This window comes from Hydrocarboniphaga sp. (assembly GCF_028291725.1).
Lineage (GTDB): Bacteria > Pseudomonadota > Gammaproteobacteria > Nevskiales > Nevskiaceae > Hydrocarboniphaga.
The window spans coordinates 1-4814 of record NZ_JAQGNT010000117.1; the positions used below are offsets into that span (position 1 = coordinate 1).

Annotated in this window: 4 protein-coding genes; all 4 read left to right on the forward strand. The window is 65.6% G+C overall.

All coding sequences use genetic code 11. The features are described 5' to 3' along the window. The first annotated feature begins 353 nt into the window (after positions 1-353). The 4 genes from JWQ90_RS28665 (at position 354) to JWQ90_RS28680 (ending at position 4686) form a co-directional block, all read left to right on the forward strand. Complete coding sequence (locus JWQ90_RS28665; RefSeq protein WP_299698517.1) at positions 354-1589, forward strand: toxic anion resistance protein; 1236 nt, start codon at positions 354-356, stop codon at positions 1587-1589. Between the two features lie 65 nt (positions 1590-1654). Beyond that, positions 1655-2779: a putative urea ABC transporter substrate-binding protein gene (locus JWQ90_RS28670; RefSeq protein WP_299698518.1), complete on the forward strand. Its 1125-nt coding sequence runs from the start codon at positions 1655-1657 to the stop codon at positions 2777-2779. Positions 2780-2953: 174 nt separating this feature from the next. Beyond that, positions 2954-3793 (forward strand): ABC transporter permease subunit, encoded by an 840-nt coding sequence (locus tag JWQ90_RS28675; protein ID WP_299698519.1) that lies wholly within the window; start codon positions 2954-2956, stop codon positions 3791-3793. Then, positions 3790-4686, forward strand: a complete 897-nt coding sequence (locus JWQ90_RS28680; RefSeq protein ID WP_299698520.1) for an ABC transporter ATP-binding protein — start codon at positions 3790-3792, stop codon at positions 4684-4686. The genes JWQ90_RS28675 and JWQ90_RS28680 overlap by 4 nt, the downstream gene beginning before the upstream one ends. The last annotated feature ends 128 nt before the right edge of the window (positions 4687-4814 follow it).

Below are 4814 nucleotides of genomic sequence, written 5' to 3' on the forward strand. Positions count from 1 at the left end.
AAGCCCTGCGCTAGCCATTCCTTGGACCGCGCGTGCGGTAGAAATTCCCTAACGAACGGCTCAGCGCATACCACGCCTGGCTCTGAGCTGGGCTTGAAGTCGTAAAGAGCAATGCCTGGAGTGCCGACGGCCGTGACCGATCCCGTTTCGAACCGCAGTGAAAGCGAATCCGACCGCCGGCCGGATTGCCGGGGCGACCTCTGCTCTGTTCGATGCATCAGCACGGACTCACTTTCGCAGGAAGTATGCCGTTGCGGGAATGCCACCCTCATGGTCTACACTCTGGGGCTGCCGGACGGTCGTGGTAAATCCGCCTTTCGGTACTCCAAGGGCGCAGCACGGGGCGCAGCGCAATGACCAGCACCAGCAGCACCGTCACCAACCAGGCCGCGACACCGGCATCTGCGCCACTCATGCTGGCCGACTCGCAACAGCTGCGGGACGAACTGCAGCTGAGCGACCCGGCAGGCCTGCAGGCGCCGGCCGCCGGCGCCGACCCGGCGCTGGTGAGCCAGGCCGACGACGTCGCCGCGCGCATTCTCAAGCTCGACCTGAACGACCAGGACGCGCAGGAGAAGACCAAGGCGGCGATCGAGTCCATGGGCATCGATCTGCAGAAGGATGCGGCACGCCGCAGCGCGATGCTGAAGCAGCCGCTGACCCAGCTGATGAAGAGCGGCGAGGAGGGCGGCGCTGTCGCCAGCTCCTTGATTGACCTGAAGATGCAGGTCGAGGATCTGGATCCGGCGCGCCTGAATCTCGACGCCGGATTTACGTCGCGGGTGCTCGGTTACATTCCGGGCCTGGGTACGCCGCTGAAGCGCTACTTCTCGCGCTACGAGTCGGCGTCAACCACGATCGACGCGATCATGAAGTCGCTGCGCGCCGGCCAGGACCAGCTCAAGCGCGACAATGTCACGCTGACCGAGGACCAGAAGGCGATGCGCGCGCTGACCTTGAAGCTGAGCCGCGCGGTGCAGCTCGGCCAGCTGATCGATGCCCGCCTGCAGGGCGCGCTCGACACCGATATCGCGTCGGACGATCCGCGCCATCGCTTCGTCAGCGAGGAGCTGCTGTTCCCATTGCGCCAGCGCATCCAGGATCTGCAGCAGCAGTTGCTGGTCAACCAGCAGGGCTTCCTGACCATGGAAATGGTCATTCGCAATAACAAAGAGCTGATCCGCGGCGTCAATCGCGCCCTGAATGTGACCGTCAGTGCCCTGCAGGTCGCTGTTACATTGGCCCTGGCGCTGGCCAACCAGAAGATCGTGCTCGAAAAAGTGCAGGCGATCAGCGCCACTACCGAGAACCTGATCGCCGGCACCGCCGAGCGCCTGAAAACCCAGGGTGCCGAGATCCACAAGCAGGCCAGCGGCACGCAGCTGTCGATCGAGGTGCTGCGCAAGGCCTTCGCCGACGTGCGTTCCGCGCTGGACGACATCTCGCGTTACCGCCAGGAGGCGCTGCCGCGGATGGCGCAGAACATCACCGAGATGGACCAGCTCGCGGCCGAGTCGGAAACCACGATCCGCCGCTTCGAGCACGCCGAGAAGGCAGCCAAGGATTTCAGCATCGAGATCACCAGCTAGCCCGGCGTTGGCAGGACCCATGCAGGAGCTAGCCGCTCCATCAAGAACTTCAAGGGGGATTCAACATGCTCAAGGGATTCAACAAGTCGCTGCGATGGCTGTCCGTCGCGGCGCTGCTGGCCACCGCTGGCCTCGCCGGCTGCGGCAAGAAGGACGCCGCACCCGCCACTGACGCACCGGCCGCTCCGGCCGCCGCCGCTGCACCGGCCGAGAAGCCCAAGTTCGCAGTCGCCTGGTCGCACTACGTCGGCTGGGAGCCCTGGGGCTACGCCGAGCACTCCGGAATATTGAAGAAGTGGGCCGACAAGTACGGCATCGACATCTCACTGACGCTGGTCAACGACTACGTCGAGTCGATCAATCTTTATACCGCCGGCAAGTTCGACGCCTGCGTGATGACCAATATGGACGCGCTGACGATCCCGGCGGTCGGCGGCGTCGACAGTCAGGCGGTCGTAGTCGGCGACTTCAGCAACGGCAACGACGGCATCGTGGTCAAGAAAGCCGCATCAGTGAAGGCGCTCAAGGGCCGCAAGATCAACCTGGTCGAGCTGACCGTGTCGCACTACCTGCTGGCGCGCGCGCTGGACATGAACGACATGAGCGAGAAGGACGTCACCCTGGTCAACACCAGTGATGCCGACATCGCCGCGGTGTTCACCTCCGACGCCAACGGCGCGGCGGTGACCTGGAACCCGCCGCTGGCGCAGGCCAAACAGGCGCCCGGCGCCAAGCTGATCTTTGATTCCAGCGCGATCCCGGGTGAAATCATGGACCTGCTGGTGGTCAAGAGCGCCGCCCCGGACAGCCTGAAGCTGGCGCTGACCGGTGCCTGGTACGAGGTCATGGGCATCATGACGGCCAGCGGCCCCGAGACTGACGCCGCGATCGAGTACATGGCCAAGGCCTCCGGCGCCTCGATCGACGACTTCCGGAGCCAGCTCAAGACCACCGCGATGTTCTACAAGCCGGGCGACGCGGCCGCGTTCACCGCCTCGGCCGACGTGTCCAAGACCATGGACAAGGTCCGCCAGTTCTCGTTCTCCAAGGGCCTGTTCGGCGAGAACGCGACCTCGGTCGACGTGGTCGGCATCGGTTTCAACGACGGCAGCTCGCTGGGCAAGAGCGACAACCTCAAGCTGCACTTCACCGACAAGTACATGAAGGCCGCGGCTGACGGGAAGCTGTAGCTTTCTTTTATTCCCTCCCGCGCGCGGGGGAGGGCCTTTGGCTGAACCAGGAGTGACATTGAGTCACTCCTGGCCTTGGGCCAAACGCGGGTGGGGGCGAGAAGTCGCGGAGCAACTCCATCGTCATGCCCCCATCCCGGCCTTCCCCCGCTCGCGGGGGAAGGAGACCAGATTATGAGTTCGAATCGCCATCCACGACTCTGGGGCCTGCATGCTCGCCCCGGCCGCCGGCTCGGCTGGTTGCTGGCCGCGATCCCGTTTCTGCTGCTGATGCTCGCCTACGGCCTCGCCTCGCATCAGCGGCACCAGGACAACCCCGCCGACAAAGTCCTGCCCACCGCCGGCCAGATGCTCGACGCGGCTCAGCGCATGGCTTTTGGCGTGGACGCGCGCAGCGGCAAGCGCCTGTTGTGGGCTGACACCGCCGCGAGCCTGCAACGTCTGCTGATCGGACTGGGCCTGGCCGCGCTGGTCGGCCTGCTGCTCGGACTGAACATCGGCCTGTTCCCGGGCATGTCCGCCGGCGGCATGCCGTTCGTGACCTTCCTGTCGATGGTGCCGCCGCTGGCGGTGCTGCCGATCCTGTTCATCTCGCTGGGAGTCGATGAGTTGTCGAAGATCGCGCTGATCTTCATCGGCGTGGTGCCGGTGATCACGCGCGACATCGCCGCCCAGGTCGCACAGATGCCGCGCGAGCAGATCACCAAGGCGCTGACCCTGGGCGCGACGCCGCTGCGGCTCACCTACGGCATCGTATTGCCGCAGCTGTGGCCGCGGCTGATCGCGTCCTTGCGGCTGTCGCTGGGCGCGGCCTGGCTGTTCCTGATCGCGGCCGAGGCGATCGCGGCCGACGCCGGGCTCGGCTACCGTGTGTTCCTGATGCGCCGCTACCTGGCGATGGACGTGATCCTGCCGTACGTCCTGTGGATCACGCTGCTCGGTTTTGCGATGGACCTGGCGCTGCGCGGCCTGCTGCGCTGGCGCTTCCCCTGGTACCAGGCGGCGCGCGGATGAGCGCCGCGAAAGCCAACTTCCTGCACATCGAGGACCTGTACAAGTCCTACGGCCCCAAGCGGGTGCTCGACAACGTGGATTTGTCGGTGGGCGAGGGTGAGCTGTGCACCCTGGTCGGCCCCAGCGGCTGCGGCAAGTCGACCCTGCTGCGGCAGATCCTCGGCGAGGAATTCCCCGACGCCGGGCGCGTGACGATCGAAGGCGCCGACGTCGGCCATCCCGACCCCAGGCGCGGCATCGTGTTCCAGCGCTATTCCAGCTATCCGCACTTAAGCGTGCTCGACAACGTGGTGCTCGGCCGGCGCCTGCAATGCAGCCCGCTGGCCTGGCTGACGCGGCGCCGGCAGCTGATTGAGGAGGCGATGGAATACCTGCAGCGCGTGCGCCTGGCCGAGCACGCCGACAAGTACCCGCACCAGCTCTCCGGCGGCATGCAGCAGAGAGTCGCGATCGCGCAGGCGCTGATTCTGCGGCCGCGCGTGCTGCTGATGGACGAGCCTTTCGGCGCGCTCGACCCGGACACGCGCGAGCAGATGCAGCTGTTCCTGCTGGAGCTGTGGGAGCGCGAGCGGATGACGGTGTTCTTCGTCACTCATGACCTGGAAGAAGCGGTGTTTCTCGGCACGCGCATCCTGGTGTTGTCGCAGTACTACCGCGACCGGCGCGGCGAAGGCGCCGGGGTCAACCGCGGCGCCAAGATCATCGCCGACTACCAGCTGCCGCGAGCCGCCAGTGCCACCGACGTCAAGCGCGATCCGGTGTTCGCGGAGCTGGTGGAACGCATCCGCCGCGAAGGCTTCGACCCGACGGCGCGGCGGCACGTCGACGAGTTCAACTTGAGGCATCCGCATTCGTTCCGGACATTGACGGCGGAAGAGGCCGGTCGAAATTGACCTGTAGGAGCCTACAGCGCCGACCTGCGCCGTAATCGCGAAGCAAACGGGGTGCGCGCGATTGTGGAAGGTTTCAAGATAGAGGGTGCGTGAGGAAGGGAGGCCGTCACCGCACTGGTGTGCTTGCA